Raw genomic sequence first — 15408 nt, forward strand, 5'->3', positions numbered from 1 at the left:
CCTTAATTAAATACTAATGTTTTGACAACTACCGGTAACACTGCACCTTCGGCAACAGGTTGACCAATATCGATATAATCCCCATTTTCTACTTTGACGGAATCAATGCAGATGAACGGATAATTCCCCGGTAAATACGCATATAATGCATGACCTAATGCTTTTGCCATGTCCTCGTCCACCATGATGACTAGTGGGATATTTTCATTGATCAAGGCAGATAACCCCCGAACGATGCCTTCCCCATATCGTTGGACGTCTGCGAATGTCGGATTCACGAGCCCCTTCATCGCTAAAGCGATTTGCGGTGTTTCTTCCAAACGATGCCAAGCCAGCTTTTCATTGATTCGCTCACCCATTGCTTCCGCAGGCAAGGACTCATCTTCTTGGGAAACTTTCAAGATCGGAATATTTTTGATTGGCAGGATCTGCTCATGATAAGCGATCGTACTGCCACTAATATCAGCGGTATGGGAACCTGCACCGACCACCGTTGCCCGAATCGTTTCATTACTTTGTAAGACTTCTTTTTCAACAAAAATTTGCGATTTTCGTAAAGCCGTACCTAATAACAGACCGATATCCCCATACTTGAATATATCTGTCACTTCTTCGATCAAGCAATCCGCTACGCCACCAGAAAAAGTGACGATTGGTAGTTCGCCATCTAGCCGTAATCCTCGGTTCGTAATGAATAACTCATAAAAGGGACTTCGTTCTCCGATACCCACACTATTCGCCAAAACTTTTACTAACTCATCGATCACTGGTTGGATGGCAGTAACAGAAGCTTTTGTTCCAACTTTCAAGGGTAATCTCAACTGCTCGACCATTTCTGTGATCTTTGGTGAAATATACGAAATATTCCCTGCTTGGTCGACCTTGATCAACCGACCACCGATATCAAAACAGGCGGTATCATCGATTTCCCCATCGGTGAAGACGACTAAATTACTCGTGCCGCCGCCGATATCGATGTTGACGACCGAAGCATGACGCTTTGTCGAATACTCTTGCGCGCCTGCCCCTTTTCCGGCAATGATACTTTCAAGATCTGGGCCAGCTGTCGCGACCACGAAATCTCCAGCAAAGCCACTCAGTGCTTGTAATACTTTGCTCGCATTGGCTTTACGAGCTGTTTCACCGGTGATGATCACCGCACCCATTTGGATTTGCTGCTTTTCTATCCCTGCTTGGTGATATTGTCGGGAAACAAACGCTTTGATTGCTTCATCATCAATCATTGTCTGATTGATCAAAGGAGTGAAGATGATTTCACTACGGTAGATCACTTCCTTATCTGAGATCGTGATCCGAGGAACAGAAAACGCAGAGGCGAAATTTTCGATCGTCAACTCAGATAAAACAAGCTGAGTCGTCGAGGTACCTAAATCGATCCCTACAGTAAGAATTTTTTCTTTTGCCATCTTTTTTCTCCTTTCTGCAAACAAAAAATGCTTAAAGACAGCCTAGAATCTCTTCTACGCATCTTTAAGCATCGTTGCTTTTTCACCGAACAACATCTTTGGTGTTCTGTTCAAAATAGAAACAAGTTTTTGTTCCTTTATTGGATGATTCAATTTTTACTTTTCCTTTTAGCTTATCTTTGATATAGCTATTCACGATCATCAAACCTAAACTGGTCTCTTTGTTTCGGTTGATATCGTAGCCATTGCCATTATCTGTGACAGTGATCGTAATGACTCTATTTTCGATTTCCCCGCTGACTTCAACTACGCCATTTTGATCTGCCTCAAAGGCATGATCAAAGATATTTTGGAGTAATTCGTTAACGACTAAGGAAATGGAAACCATTTGATCGCTAGAAACAGTGATCGTCGGATCAACGGTTAGATTCAATCGCACTTTCTCCGGATTGAAAATATGCCGGAAATTGTACATCACTGCCTCAAGCATTTGTCGCAAGGAAACATTATCTTCCACTTGCTTCGACAATAATTCATGTGTCATCGCGATCGCCATGATCCGGTTCACACTTTCTTTTAGTACTTTACTAGCCTCTTTGCTAGTGGTACGGCGTGCTTGGATCCTCAATAACGAAACGACGGACTGTAAATTATTTTTGACACGGTAATGGATCTCGCGGATCGCCACCGATTTTGAGACGATTTCATCTTCTTTCTTTTTCACTTCTGTATTATCTTGAATAATCATTGCTACTCTCGATCCTGCATCAATCCAAACTTTTCGAATATTAAAGTAATAATTTAAATACGCTGTCTCTAATTCGATCAACCGATTTTTGGTCTGATCGTTCATCTGATAAAGAACATATTCGAACGTTGTATAATCAAGGGAGAGATTGTCATAGTGTAAATCGTTGATCATTTCGCGATAGCCTAGTTTTCGGTATAATTCTTTGGCCCGATGATTTGCTAAGACCAAATTTCCTGTGGTCGTATCAAAAATCAAGACCGCTTCGGCTAACTGGTCCATGATTAGAGGATCAACTGTCGATTCGATTGCTATTGTCCCTTGCTCGTTTGACTGTAATTCTTGTCGTTCAACTGCCCCAATCGGTTGCTCGACTCCCTCTTCTACGATGATCACACCAATTGTTCGTTGTTCATTACGAATCGGAAAAATGTTTTGTTTGATCAAGCGATTCTCTTGCGTGACTGCTAACAAACCAATGCTATTCAAGCTTGTTTCCATGGTCCGTAAAACGCCAGGTTCATTTTTTAATAACGCTTCTTTTCCGACAACTTCATGTTTATATAATGAGGGAATATATTTTGGCTTTTTGTGATAGACAACTAATGCTTCTTTCGTCATTTCATTAAAAACATCGATGAACACATCTGCCATCTCATAATGCTTAGACTCTGCTAAATAAGCACTCGTCCGACAAAGCTCTTGGATATCTGACTGGGTTAAGTTGGTATAACGCTGACATAATGTATTGATCCGTTCCATTATTCATCATCCATAATAATCAATTCTGCGATGTCACTCATCCGTGCGCGTTTGTTCATACTTAATGCGCGCAACATCTGATAAGCTTCTTCTTCAGAAATATTATTTTCTTTTGCTAAGATCCCTTTTGCCTTCTCTATAACTTTTCGTTCTTCCAATTTCAACTGTAGTTTATCGATCTGCTGCAGCAAGTTTTGGGTTTCTTTTCCTCTAGCGATCCCCATTTCAATGGTCGGGATCAATGATTTTGCATCTAATAGTTTTACCAGATAACCGATTGCTCCTAATTTCTTCGCTTTCTCCGTATTCTCATGATCACTGTAAGCAGAAAGAAACACGATACTCCCTGCTAACTGATCTTGGATGATTTTTTTACCGGATTTTAGACCATCTAAAATCGGCATTTGGATATCCATCAATACGAGATCCGGCTTGTTCTCTTTACAAACTTCGATTGCTTCAAATCCATCTGCGGCTTCCCCAACAACTTCATAACCAGCTTCCAGTAGAATATCTCGAGTGTCCAATCGTGTGATTGGTTCATCGTCTACTATCACAATTCTGCCCTTCATATTCAATACGCTTTGTCTCCCCCGAACTAAGTTCTTGTAATTTCACACGTCACAGAGAATTGCAAAATCTGTTTGAGTCCATCCAATACAGCATGTAATGCTGCTTCAACAGAACTCACGTCGCCAGAAATAACTACTGAACCAGAGAAACGATCGATAAAACCAATGGTAATGTCGCCACTTTTCGTTGCAATATCCACAGCGATGATTGCGGCTTCACTTGGCGTGATCGTCAAAATCCCTAACGCATTGCTTGTGCCTGCCGGTAATCCTAATTTTGTATAGACTTCCTTGTCGGGACTCGCAATGATGTGGGCTAAAGTGACTTGTTTTCCTGGGACGTATTCTTGGATCATTCGTTGTTTTTCTTCCAAACAAGACTCGCTCCTTCATTTTAAGCAATAAAAAATCCTCAATAATAAGCCATAAAGTGTTCACTTTACGCTTGTTATTAAGGGCCCCATTGCTCTTAAATTTTGAAGCACTCCGTTGTGCTCATTCATTATATGTTAACCTTTTCACGATGTCAATCTTTATAAAATGGCTTTTAATATTGCTCTAACGCCTTTTTCATCTGCCTTACGAGGATTCGTTCTCGTGCAACCATCTGCTAAGGCAGAGGTGGTAATTGCTTCTTCTTGTACTAATACTTCTTTTGAAGACAAGCCGTATTCACTCAACGTCGCTGGCATCTCTAATTTTTCTCGCAGCTGTTTGATCATACGAATCAAATTCTGCACACCTAAACGAGGATTTTTCGTTTGCGTATTGCTTATGCAGTTTGCTAATGCCGCATATCGTTCAGCCACTTTGATTTCAGTCACTTGACCATTTTCTAAACCACTATTGTAAGCAATCACTTCTGGCAGTAAGATCCCATTGATCCGTCCATGTGGCACATGTAAACGAGCGCCAGCTGCATGAGCGATTCCATGATTCAACCCTAATGAAGTTGAATTGAACGCCATCCCTGCCATACAAGAGGCTAAGTGCATTTGCTCTCTTGCTTCTTTGTCTTGCCCATTTTTGTAGGCTCGCTCTAAATATTCGAAAACTAAAGCAACCACTTTCTCACATAAGGCATCTGCTACCCCATTTGCTTCTGTAGAAACGTAGGATTCAATCACATGGGTCAGCACATCCATTCCCGTATCGGCAGTGATTTTTGGTGGGACACTCATGACTAGTCCAGTGTCTAATATCGCTATATCCGGTTGGATCTCTTCTGTTACTAAAGGGATCTTCAACCCCAATTCACTGATCGTGATCACTGAGAAGTTTGTCACCTCAGACCCTGTCCCACTGGTGGTTGGGATTGCAATAAATTGGGCAGTCAAGAGATCCATTGTCTTTTGCCCAAAATATTTCATTGCTTTCGCTGCATCGATGGCTGAACCGCCACCGATTGCTACGATGACTTCACTTTGAAATCTTTCCATTTCTTTGATTCCTGAAACGATTTTATCAAGTGGTGGATCAGGAACAATATCACTAAATACGTGATACTGATTTAAATAAGTCCTGACTTTTTCTACCAGACCATTTTCTACCATAAAGGGATCAGTAACGATGAAAACACGCTTATCTTTGACACTCTCAAGACTTTGTAACGCATCTTCTCCCACAATGATCTGTGTCGAGAATTGTATACTTTCCACGAACATTCCTCCTTGAAACCAAAATAAAAGAGCCTTCAAACCAATGGAAATCACAAGATCCATTTGTCTGAAGCCCCTTTGCTTCTTTTACAATCCATACAACAGTGTATGGTGTCTATTCTGTAATTATTAATCAACACATGCGCTGGGAATCAGCAGTACGCCATTGTACTTGAAATCTCTTTCCCCATTGAAAGACCAGCCCAATATTCCCATACACATCATCGTGCTATGTGTGGGATTGAATCAAATATTCTTGGGCTGACTTTCAAAAAACGTCATTTTTTTAGCAACACCCTGTTTTGCCTCGAAACAGTTTGCCCAATAATGAAAAATAAGAAAAGACCTGACTTAAAAGCTCGAACGCTTTATCACAGTGGCGGGACCGTGCCAGCATCTCACTGGCTTCCATTCGTATCTCTCATAAACATTTGATTAATCTAACAGCACTTTACCACACTGTTTGTGAAAAATCAAACACTTTTTATAAACCTTCTTCTTTTATCTTATGGAAGACCTTCTCTCCTCTTGTATAAAAAACATCCTCTTGCCCCATTTGCACATTCATATAACGCGCCAACGCATAAAAATAGTCAGACAAGCGATTCACAAACACGATCACTTCAGGATTGATCGCCGCAGTCGCACTTAAACGGACGATATGTCGTTCCCCGCGACGAGCAATTGTTCGCGCCACATGGACCATGCTCGCTCCTTGACAGCCCCCTGGTAAAATAAATCGTTCGATATCCGGCGATTGCTGTGTATAAAAATCAATCCGTTCTTCCAACCAAGTAACGCTCTCTTGTTGGACTTTCAGCGGTCGTCCATCTTCCAAGACCGTTGATAAATCAGTCCCTACATCGAATAAAAGTTGTTGTAGTTCTTCCAATTCTTTCTTAAAAACCTCTTGTTCTTTTGACAATTGACTGATCGTATAGCCCAACCATGAGTTCAATTCATCGATCGTTCCATAACTTTCCACACGATCTGAATCTTTCGATACACTATGACCGCCAACTAATTTTGTCATTCCCTTGTCGCCTGTTTTTGTGTAGATTTTCATGATTCTCCTCCTAAGTACTCAATCAATTCTGCTAGTCCCGTTTTTTCGACTGATGAGACTTCAAACAGCTTCGTTGCTCCAGCTGCAAGCAATTGTTCACGTACACGCGTCAACTCTTTCTCGTCTTTCACTAGATCAACTTTGGTCATGATCCCGATGACTTCTTTTGGAAAGATGTGGCCAAATCCTGGTGAAAAAATCTGTTCTTGGTCTAATGCACTTTGCACCAAACCAATGACATCTGCTTCTGCTGCTGTTACAGTCAAAGCAGCGTAGTATTGGCGATGTAGAATAAATTCCCCTGGTGTATCGATCATCTCAGGATGAAATTCTACCGCTTGGGTCTTATCATAAACGATCGCTTCTCCTCGCAAGGCTTGACAAAGAGTGGTCTTTCCACAGCCAATCGCACCCATTAAAATGATTCTCCTCATTTACCTCTCCTCCATAAAAAAAGCCTAAAAAAGCAGAAAAAGCTCTACTTTTTTAGGCGTCATTGCCGTATTCATACGCACACATCGTTGTGTGCTTCTTTTCACTAGTGTAATCGCTTCTTTCAAGTTTGTCAAAATAAATCTTAGCATCTAACTATGTGAATAGTAAAATCCATCACACTTATATTAAAATTTGAAGTTAACTTCAAATTTCTTCCTAAAAACTTTTTTTTGAATTTAACTTCAGATAGTCTATAAAATTGTGATTACTGATAGAAATCACAACACAAAGCAAATTGCCGCTATACCAATTGTATATATTGTTAATTAGTTGCTTGAACAATAGTAATAAAAAAAGGACCTCCACTTTCACTTTTTAGAATATATCTAAAATGAAAGTAGTGTCCATTTAATCACTTAAATTTCTAACGCACGATCGAGCGTGACATCATCGCGATCGTATGACGGTTTCCACGGATCGCACGGCTCATCGCCATGATATTTTCTACCGGAGCGATTCCCGAGTAGCCGGCATCCCCGATATGTTGGATATCCACACCACAAATTTTATTTTGGATCACAATTTGTTTGATCGTGTCTGAATCGGATGATTCTTGGCTCGTACCAATTACATTTGAAATTGAACTGTTCAAAAAAATAAATTTCTGTTGAGAATATCACCACTTCGATCGCACAATATTTAGATTTAGGAAAACATGACAAAAACATCTTTGTTGTTAGGAACTGGGCATATTTGACTGATTATACCCACTTTCAATACACAGAAAGTTGGCATCAAGTCGATTCATTCAAATTCGTTTTGTTGGCTGATCGGCCGATGAATCACTAATTGAGTCAAATAAAAATGCCATTGGAAGAGAGAACTCTTCCAATGGCATTTTTTCATTATCACTAATTAAAACAAAACAGTTGCTGGATCAATCAATTGCGCTTGAGCTAAGCTGTTGTCACGACTGATCTCAAAATGCAGATGGCTGCCTGTACTATTACCAGTAGAACCGACAAACCCAATGATTTGTCCTTGTTCAACTTCATCATCAACTTTCACAACGTATTCTTGTTGATGAGCATAAAGCGCTGTTGTGCCATCTTCATGTTCAATGGCAACATAATTTCCCCATGAAGGATGGAATTCTGCTTTGATCACAGTACCCGCTTTACTAGCATAGATTGGCTCCCCTTGAGGTGCCGCAAAATCTAATCCACGGTGGAATTCACCACCACGAGGACCAAATGGGCTAGAAATCGTATAATTTCTTAATGGCACGATATATCCTTCTTTATTCACTTCAGGTCCGGCAACTTCTTTGTCATATTGTTCTAAATCATAAGTTTCGATCAGACCATTTAGTTTTTCGTTATATCTTGTATCTGTTGCGTAACGGCCTGTTAAAAATTCTGTTGCTTCTTTATAAGTTTCTGCATTGGATTTCCAAGCACCTGAATAGAACTCACTATTTCCAGTCAATCCTTCAGTCATTAATTTAGCATAGTCTTCAAGACTTTCTTCATAGTTGGCATATTTTCTGAATGTTGCTTGGATCGTATACAATGTACCATCACCAGCATCTTCTTGTGTGGCAAAAGTCACACCATTGCCCTCGTGTGTACCTTTGATCCCAAAAAGATTGTAGTTAGGGGCTTGCGCCAACTGGCTTTGTCCACTAGCTGATTCTAAAATCGCTTGGGCGATCATCACTGATGCGTATAAATCATGTTCTTGCCCGATTTCTCGAGAAGATTCACCGATTTTGCGAATGAAGCTCTCAACTGATTCATCTTTTTCAAAATGGATCGATCCTTCATCCGTTTCTTGACTTGATGGTACAAGATCTTGGATCGGTGTAGTTGCAGAAGGTTGACGTACCTCTTGAGCAACTGGCGCTGCAGGAGCAGGCGTTGGTGCCACAGGTGCAGCTGGTGGTGTCACTGGTTGTGTCGGCTGACTCGGCTGTGGTGTAGTTGGTTGTGTTTCTCCAGTAGAACCGCCAGTTGATGGTGGCGTTGGTTTTTGTGGCTGACTCGGCTTCGTCGGTTCTGTTGGTTTTGTCGGCTCCGTTGGTTTTGTTTCCTCCGGTGTGCTTGGCTCTGTCGGTTCTGAAGTATCAGGTGTGGTTGGTTCACTTGAATCACCAGTAGACGGTGGCGTTGATTCTTCTGTACCATCTGTTGTTGTATCTGTTGTGTTATCTTCACCTGTGGTATCAGACGAATCCGTCGTTGTTTCTGTTTGGGCTTCCGCTGTTACTGGTTGGTCCGCAGAAAAAACTTGTTCATCTGCTAATACTTGTAAAGGCGTAGTTAGTAAAATTTGTGAAAGAAATACAAATGAAACTAATTTATACGTAGACTTTTTTTTCAATTTTCTTACATCCTTTTCTTTAGTTATTTTTAAGATACATGTTAGTTATGAATTTTTTGTTAAAAAAATAATAATTTTTATAAAGTAATAACAATTATTTATCTCATATTTATGCTTCGTTCCACTACTAATAACAAACGTTAAGTGAAAATATCTAGCGAACACTGAGATAATACGACAGACTTTTACTTTATTATAATTCATTTTAACAGGAATAAGAAGAGTTAAGCAGTCCATATTTTTTCATATTTTAGTGCAAATTTTGAACTTGACATTACTATTTCACCCTTTTTTTAACAGAGTAGCATCGAACAATCTATAAAAAATAGTCCTCCAAATATTGCTATTCATCTATTTGGAGGACGGCCTCTGCTAAATTTGCTATCGCTAAAAAAGATAGAGTAGATAACCATCTAAGTTGCGGTGGCTACAAAAAAATTTCAGGTAATTCTGGTAGTGCGGTGATTTCTTCATAATAACTAGCGGAAGCCTTATTGATTGTGAGGGTCTTTCCCTTCAGTGAGACAGCAATCATCATGGTAGGGCACTTTGCACCTTACTCCTTTAGATACGTCAAAAGCTAAAATAAAGGACATGCGACTTCTCCTTTATTATTTGATTGAAAAACCTTCACTGATTAATCCCGATTCAACTTATCTTTACACGGATTACCAACATACTTAAAACAGATTCTAGAATGGTAGTGTAGAAGCTCGTTTTATGATTCGGACTCAAAGTCCGTGAGGTCATGTCCGAGCTTTCTTTCACTCTTACTATACTTGATGACAAAAAAATAGTGGGTAAAATATTTCGTCAAATATCTTACCCACTAATCTTAGTATGTTTAGTATATTTATAAGTGATCCAACAATTTCTGAAATTCCTTCTGTAAGCGAAGCAATTTCGCACGTGCAGAAGTTTGAGATTTATCCTTCACTGAATAATAAATCTTAAACTTTGGTTCTGTACCTGATGGTCGTAGACAGAACCATGAACCATCTGTGAATAAATACTTCAAGACATTGGAAGTAGACAGGTCAATCGTGGATGATTGGTGATTTGGCGTCGTTCTTAGTGAAGTAGCGTAATCTTCTGTACAGGAAAGCACAAACTCTCCTAAGTGAGAAAATGATTGTTCTCTCAGACAATCCAGTCGTTGATTCATTTGGATGATTCCATCTTTCCCAGAAAAAATCTGCGTTTCCAAATGTTCTTCGTAGTAGCCGTATTCTTTATAAAGTTCGTGTAAGCGATCGATCAAATCCTGCCCTGATAAATGGCGATCTAACGCAGCTTCCGCTAATAATACCGCCGCTTGGATCGCATCTTTGTCTCTAACAAAAGAGGCGATCAGATAGCCATAACTTTCTTCTATAATCGTTATATAAAACAAGAAATCCTGAGATTTATTACAATTAATCTCAGGATTTCTATAATTATTTAGTAATTTACAATAACCCTTCCCCCAACTTCTCCCAAATCTCACTCTGCTCCTGAAAATGCTTCACTAAATCCACATCAAAGATATCTTTGAGTAGTTTCCTTGAAGCTGTTTCCAAAAATGGGCCTTGCTTGATGACTTGGCCTGCTTTCATGAATAGGACTTGATCACTTAATGACAGGGCTAAACGGATGTCGTGGAAGACGCCAATGATTGTTTTGTCTTGGTTCTTGCCCCAGTCTTTTAAATAGCCGATGAGTTCGAGCTGGTGCTTGATATCGAGATGGTTATTGGGTTCGTCTAGTAATAAGATATCTGGGTCTTGGGCTAGTACTTTAGCTAGGAAGACGCGTTGCTTTTGGCCACCGGAAAGTTGATTGACGGGGTGGTCTTTCAATTCCAACAAATTGGTTAGTGTCAGGCACTCCATGACTTTTTCTCGGTCTTCTGCTGTGGTGACTGACCATAGTCCTTGTTTGATGTGCGTATAGCGGCCCATCATGACGGTTTCATAGACGGTGTAATCAAAGGCAATAGTTGAAAACTGGCTGAGTAAAGCAACTTTGCGTGCGGCTTCCTTGCGTTTCATCGTGCGGACTTCTTTTCCATCGATCGTGATCGATCCTTCGTAGGAAAGGATGCCTGCAATTGATTTCAATACGGTCGTCTTGCCACAGCCGTTAGGTCCTAGGATACATAGGTTCTCACCTTTGTTCAGCTCGAAGGAAACTTCTTTGATGATTTTTACTGAGCCATAGCCAGCTTTGACTTGCGATAGCTTCAATGTCATCACTTTTCCTCCTTTAGCGGTAATTTCTGCTGACAAAAGGAATTTCTGCTACGTCATCTTCTCGGTTGAATTTCAGCGCAATCATGAAGAAGTAACCCGACAATAAATTGAAAAAGTCTAGCAAGCCTGAATCGACTTTTTTACCTTGATAAAGATGGCGATACAGCAAACGAACGATTACTTTACAATCGACACGTAAAATATGAGCTAATGCACCTCGTTCACTTCCTTGAGGTAAGAAGAATGGTCCACTTTGGTTTGTTCTTTCTGCATTCAATTCATCGACACGACTCTTTAACCAGTCGACTTCTTCTTGCGTGATCGTCATTTTTGTACGCACGCACGCATTTGCATGGTAAACCAATTCACCGATTTTTTCTAACTCCTTGTAAAAAGGAGAATCTTCACACTTTGCGCGTAATAGCCCGATTTCTGAAGATAAGCGATCGGTGTGTAATTCATAATCGCAGCGTAAATCATCTGCATCGTCTGCTAAAAATGGATAAGCCTCATAAGGACTTCGATAAATATCTTTCATAATTGTAAAACACTCACTTTCGTTTGAAATAAACATAGGCAAAAAAGGGCGCACCAATCAGTGCTGTAACAGCGCCGATTGGGATTTCTTGGGGAGATAATAGCGTTCGAGAAATCGTATCGCCGACGACCATCATACTGCCACCTAACAGTGCTGCTCCTGGAATGACCCAACGATGACTGGCACCGAAGTAACGTCGGATGACATGGGGGGCAATCAAATCAACAAATCCGATCACGCCGACAAATGAAACCGCACTTCCTGCAAGTAAAGCCGCAAGAACCATCACCCATAGCTTGATCGTTCGAACATCTACACCAGAGATTAACGCCTCTTCTTCACCTAAAGATAACACATCTAAACTTCTAGCAGAGAACCAAAGAGCGATTGTTCCAAATAGTAAGATAGGTAAAAAGATTTGGATTTTTGCCCACGTGCTTCCTGAAAAGCTACCCATTTGCCAGAAGACTAATTGCTGCAAATGATCTTTGAACAGTGCCGTGACGATCGTCAACATTGCGCCCACAAATAAGGTCATAACCATTCCCGCTAAAATAACTGTTTGGTTCGATAATTGCTGATCCAATCTTTGACTCATCGCCAAAACAATAAACACAGTTGCTAAACCAAAAATAAAGCCTGTCAGAGGTAATGTGAAATTCGGGAACAACGGTAAAGTGATTCCTGAAACAATGATCAACGCAGCGCCAAGTGATGCCCCTGATGACACACCTAGCGTATAAGCAGAAGCCAACGGATTACCTAATAAGGATTGCATGACCGTTCCACTAACAGCCAAAGCAGCTCCTACAAGAAACGCCAAAACCACTCTCGGCAGGCGAACCTGCCAAAGAATGGTGACGATCGTTTCATCTAGCTGTTTGTCTCCTCTTGAAAATAATGCTTGGATCAAGGTATCAAAAGGAATGGATACACTCCCGATTTTGATCCCAAAGAATACCACGATGATACTTAAGACCACTGCTATCAGCAACCGACTTTGTTTATTCATTTTCCAACGATTGGTATTCATCAGGGTAGATTGCTAATGCCATTTCTTTTAAGGCTTTTGTCATATGGTGGTTTGGTAAAGAGCTCGCAGCGTTATCGATATAGAATACTGCTTCATTTTTCACCGCAGGAACGTCTTTCCAGCTTCCACGATCTAAGATTTCTTGCACTGCATCATCCAAGTAATTTACGTTCGTCAAAATTACATCTGGCTTACTAGCAATCGCTGCTTCTTCTGTTACTGGAATCCAGCTTTCTTGATCCGCTAAGACATTTTCTGCACCTACAAGTTCGATCATTTCATTCAAGTAAACGCCTTTACCAAAGCTATAGATTTCAGGTAATGCGCTAATCTCAAACAATACTTTTTTCTTATCCGTAATCGTTTCACCAATTTCTTTGATTTCATCGATCTCTTTGTTCATTGTATCGACTAATTCTTGTCCTTTTTCATGCTCTTGTAAAGTATCCGCGATAAATTGGACATCTAAAGCAATATCTTCAATGGTATTACTTGTTGGAATGTTCACGACAGTAATTCCTGCATCTTTTACTTGTGACCAAACATTTTCAGAGCCATGCAGACTAATATCTGAAACATAGATCACTTGTGGGTTCAATGAAATCAATGTTTCTGCATCCACAGCCATCATATCAATTTGTGGCAACTCATCAATATCTTTTGTCATTGCTGGGCTTTGTGTGTCAACCGCTACTAATTGATCTTTACGTCCTAGATCATCGATCACTTGTGTAACTGAAGGAACTAAAGAAACCATTTTATCCACTTCTTCAGGAATCTCGATTTCTTCACCGCCACGATCTTTCGTCGGCAAAGCAACTTCTGAAGCTGTCGTTGTTTCTGCTGTTTCGCTTGTTTCGTTGTTATTATTTGAGCAAGCACTCAACCCAAAGACTACACTCAATCCCAATACAGCAACTAATTTCGATAATTTTTTCATCATCTTTTCCCACTTTCTTTGACTCATTTTTACTTTTCCCAGTGATTACTTTTTTACGATAACCCTTTCATTTCCATTTTCTTATCAAACAACTTTTTTTAAAAGTAAATAAAAACTGCCTTTCCTTTTACAGGAGAAGACAGTTTGATTGATCACACAAAAAAACGCTTGATCTTTCTCCTACAAAAGAACATGATTGCCGTTAAACCGGTCTCCTGACTTGGCTTCCATTTACTCCCAACCCTTCCAGAATTATCTGTGGTCCTATTGGTTTCATCCACCTTACAGTAGGTAGGTCTGTAGAGGACTTTCACCTCTTTCCCTGACATCTAATCGACTATTTTATTTTAAATTCACTTTTATTCACTCATTTATCTCTTGGAAATTTTAGCTCTATCAACAAAAGTATCTCCGCCAATACTTTAACATATGGATTTCATAAAAGATAGACGAAAATCAAGCGAAAAGAGCTACAAAATACATGAATTTCAACAAAAATATATTATTTTCTGTTTTTTAAAATGGTATTCATTTATACTATAAAAACTGACGACACTGTATCATTCGTTGATTTATCTAACGTTTTTTATTTTAATAAAACAAAGCTATTGATAGTCATTCCTATCATGTAAGTGTAAGATAAAAGGACAAGAATTTGCTAAAAACCATGCAAAAATTTCCTATGTTATTCATTAGAAAAAAGAATAGATTTATCAGATTAAGGCGATTCATTTTAATAATAAAGTCAAAGATTACATTGAGATAGATGCCGAGATCCAAGTTTTGGGCTATCTTTTCTACCTGCCATAATTATTATCCAGTACTAACCAATCGACTTCACTTTGTATCATTTACCAGTTTGGCATTATACTCAAATAATTTCTAAAATAAGTCTACAGGCTGATGGATCGATTCTCCTTCTATGAGATTATTAACTTTACTAATTACCCATTAACTTAAGGAAAGAAGGCGGAAAATATGACGCAACAAATCGGGTTCTGGGAATCCATAGTAGATATCTTGACTTTAAAACCAGTATTCTTGATAGGTCTACTGATTTTGGCAAGTTTTTTATTCTGGCTCACTAGAAAAAATAAAGATTCCTCTAAATTGATAAACATTCTATCAGCACTTTTACTATTTTATTATATGAGTTTCACATTCTTCAATGTGTTCGGTGTTCCTACGCTTCGTGAGTTGAATAGGATCAGTGGATTTGGTGAGAGTATTTTCAATCCGAATATCAATCTTATCCCTTTTATAGATGGAATAAATGCAGGTTATATTCTTAATATTCTTTGCTTTATACCCATCGGGTTCTTGTGTCCGTTAATTAGCAACAAGTATAGAAAATTCAGTTATTCTCTTTTACTTGGATTTGGTACCTCATTGTTGATTGAAATAAGCCAACTATTTACGATAGCTAGAGCAACAGACATTGATGATTTAATTTCAAATGTACTAGGAATGATTCTAGGTTATTTTCTGATTGAGGTCATCTCAAGAATGATCAATCATTCGTCAAACAAAATCCTTGATAAAACGTATGGTTTTTCATGGATGATTCCTGTATTGGTCGTTTTTATTGCTTTCGCTAATACATTTTTTAGTTAATG

Annotated in this window: 14 protein-coding genes, 1 pseudogene and 2 riboswitches; of the genes and pseudogenes, 1 reads left to right on the forward strand and 14 read right to left on the reverse strand. The window is 39.4% G+C overall.

All coding sequences use genetic code 11. The annotated features are described in order from the left end of the window. Positions 1–2: 2 nt before the first annotated feature. The 14 genes and pseudogenes from eutA to IGJ95_RS11160 form a co-directional block, all read right to left on the reverse strand. Positions 3–1427, reverse strand: coding sequence for an ethanolamine ammonia-lyase reactivating factor EutA (eutA, locus tag IGJ95_RS11095; protein ID WP_010734669.1), 1425 nt, complete (start codon positions 1425–1427; stop codon positions 3–5). 82 nt (positions 1428–1509) lie between these two features. Further along, positions 1510–2937: a sensor histidine kinase gene (locus IGJ95_RS11100; RefSeq protein WP_438761868.1), complete on the reverse strand. Its 1428-nt coding sequence runs from the start codon at positions 2935–2937 to the stop codon at positions 1510–1512. Continuing rightward, the gene (locus tag IGJ95_RS11105; RefSeq protein WP_438762204.1) at positions 2937–3509 is read right to left on the reverse strand and encodes an ANTAR domain-containing response regulator; all 573 of its coding nucleotides are present in this window, start codon (positions 3507–3509) and stop codon (positions 2937–2939) included. The genes IGJ95_RS11100 and IGJ95_RS11105 overlap by 1 nt, the downstream gene beginning before the upstream one ends. Before the next feature lie 26 nt (positions 3510–3535). Continuing rightward, positions 3536–3883 carry an ethanolamine utilization microcompartment protein EutS gene (gene eutS, locus IGJ95_RS11110; RefSeq protein ID WP_023520162.1) on the reverse strand — a complete coding sequence of 116 codons (348 nt, stop codon included), beginning with the start codon at positions 3881–3883 and terminating at the stop codon, positions 3536–3538. A 159-nt stretch (positions 3884–4042) separates the two neighbouring features. Next, positions 4043–5167 (reverse strand): 1-propanol dehydrogenase PduQ, encoded by a 1125-nt coding sequence (locus tag IGJ95_RS11115; protein WP_194179487.1) that lies wholly within the window; start codon positions 5165–5167, stop codon positions 4043–4045. 287 nt (positions 5168–5454) lie between these two features. Then, positions 5455–5604: riboswitch (adenosylcobalamin (AdoCbl) riboswitch) on the reverse strand. A gap of 47 nt (positions 5605–5651) precedes the next feature. Next, positions 5652–6233 carry a cob(I)yrinic acid a,c-diamide adenosyltransferase gene (locus IGJ95_RS11120; protein ID WP_023520164.1) on the reverse strand — a complete coding sequence of 194 codons (582 nt, stop codon included), beginning with the start codon at positions 6231–6233 and terminating at the stop codon, positions 5652–5654. Then, complete coding sequence (locus IGJ95_RS11125; protein WP_023520165.1) at positions 6230–6667, reverse strand: EutP/PduV family microcompartment system protein; 438 nt, start codon at positions 6665–6667, stop codon at positions 6230–6232. Before IGJ95_RS11125 ends, IGJ95_RS11120 begins: the two co-directional genes overlap by 4 nt. A 425-nt stretch (positions 6668–7092) precedes the next feature. Next, positions 7093–7308: pseudogene (locus IGJ95_RS11130) on the reverse strand (DUF7916 family protein); the annotation flags it as partial. Between the two features lie 275 nt (positions 7309–7583). Continuing rightward, the gene (locus IGJ95_RS11135) at positions 7584–9050 is read right to left on the reverse strand and encodes a peptidoglycan DD-metalloendopeptidase family protein (RefSeq protein WP_153830161.1); all 1467 of its coding nucleotides are present in this window, start codon (positions 9048–9050) and stop codon (positions 7584–7586) included. 853 nt (positions 9051–9903) lie between these two features. After that, on the reverse strand, positions 9904–10443 hold the full coding sequence (locus IGJ95_RS11140) for a hypothetical protein (protein WP_228065540.1): 540 nt from the start codon (positions 10441–10443) through the stop codon (positions 9904–9906). A gap of 55 nt (positions 10444–10498) precedes the next feature. Beyond that, positions 10499–11281 (reverse strand): ABC transporter ATP-binding protein, encoded by a 783-nt coding sequence (locus tag IGJ95_RS11145; protein WP_153830160.1) that lies wholly within the window; start codon positions 11279–11281, stop codon positions 10499–10501. Positions 11282–11294: 13 nt separating this feature from the next. Then, the gene (locus tag IGJ95_RS11150) at positions 11295–11819 is read right to left on the reverse strand and encodes an ATP:cob(I)alamin adenosyltransferase (protein WP_062804795.1); all 525 of its coding nucleotides are present in this window, start codon (positions 11817–11819) and stop codon (positions 11295–11297) included. A 13-nt stretch (positions 11820–11832) separates the two neighbouring features. Next, positions 11833–12831, reverse strand: a complete 999-nt coding sequence (locus IGJ95_RS11155) for a FecCD family ABC transporter permease (RefSeq protein ID WP_194928329.1) — start codon at positions 12829–12831, stop codon at positions 11833–11835. Further along, positions 12824–13792 carry an ABC transporter substrate-binding protein gene (locus IGJ95_RS11160; RefSeq protein WP_023520179.1) on the reverse strand — a complete coding sequence of 323 codons (969 nt, stop codon included), beginning with the start codon at positions 13790–13792 and terminating at the stop codon, positions 12824–12826. The genes IGJ95_RS11155 and IGJ95_RS11160 overlap by 8 nt, the downstream gene beginning before the upstream one ends. A gap of 188 nt (positions 13793–13980) precedes the next feature. Continuing rightward, positions 13981–14152: riboswitch (cobalamin riboswitch) on the reverse strand. A 618-nt stretch (positions 14153–14770) separates the two neighbouring features. Between IGJ95_RS11160 and IGJ95_RS11165 the strand changes: the two genes are divergently transcribed. Then, positions 14771–15406, forward strand: a complete 636-nt coding sequence (locus tag IGJ95_RS11165; RefSeq protein WP_153830158.1) for a VanZ family protein — start codon at positions 14771–14773, stop codon at positions 15404–15406. Positions 15407–15408: the final 2 nt, after the last annotated feature.

Source organism: Enterococcus sp. AZ156 (genome assembly GCF_051714165.1).
Taxonomy (GTDB): domain Bacteria; phylum Bacillota; class Bacilli; order Lactobacillales; family Enterococcaceae; genus Enterococcus_B; species Enterococcus_B pernyi.